This window comes from Streptomyces sp. 4F14 (genome assembly GCF_048159485.1).
Classification (GTDB): Bacteria; Actinomycetota; Actinomycetes; order Streptomycetales; family Streptomycetaceae; genus Streptomyces.
Window position 1 is genome coordinate 1 of record NZ_JBLRVY010000324.1, and the last position, 337, is coordinate 337.

The window sequence follows — 337 nt, forward strand, 5'->3', positions numbered from 1 at the left end:
CGTCTTCGAGTTGCCATGGCTCGTATGGGTTGAATGGGCTCATGCCCATGCTGTTGGACAGCACCGCGGTCTTCAGGCCGGCGGTGCGGATGTAGCGGGCGGCGTCAACGATGAGGTGTTCGGGGCGGAGGGTCGCCAGGGCTCGGCGCATCAAGTCGGTGCTGTCGATGTCGAGCAGGCGGGCGATTCCCGAGTTCCAGGCTTCCTGGGTGATGTCGCCGCGTTCCAACTTCGCGTACAGGCGGCGGCCGGTGGGATTGACGGAGATGGCGTGGAGGTAGGCGTCGTCGGGCAGTCCGCATTCCTTGGCGAAGGCGCGGGCGCAGTCGTCCATGCT

1 pseudogene is annotated in these 337 nt (G+C 65.9%); it reads right to left on the minus strand.

Annotated elements, in window-relative coordinates:
* Nucleotides 1-337: pseudogene (locus tag ACLZOT_RS50940) on the minus strand (HAD family phosphatase); the annotation flags it as partial.